The following is a 247-nucleotide window of genomic DNA, read 5'->3' as shown; positions in this document are numbered from 1 at the left end:
CGGTCTCTTTGCGCTGCAGGGTTTCGGCGCGTTCCTCCAGCGGCGGGGTGTCCGCGGTGAGGCCCAGCAGGGCTTCTCCGGAGAGCGGCACGTCCCCGACCGTTTCCTGGACCCAGTCGTGGAAAGCGCCGATGTGGTGCTCGCTGGGCACCAGCACGCCGCCCTTGGCGTAGGACTTGGAGGCCATGCCCGGCTGGCACCGCTCGCAGGCATCGAAGTCCTGCATGTTCACCCGGTGGAACAGCTC

The 247-nt window shown here is 68.4% G+C and carries 1 protein-coding gene; it reads right to left on the bottom strand.

The annotated features are described in order from the left end of the window. A partial coding sequence (locus AC6CH3_RS23560; protein ID WP_498134728.1) for an SRPBCC family protein occupies positions 1 to 247 on the bottom strand: 247 nt, incomplete at both ends.

It is taken from the genome of Arthrobacter sp. GQ119 (assembly GCF_059759125.1).
Note: the sequence above shows the minus strand (reverse complement) of the source record. Positions and strands in the feature narration are given on the sequence as shown.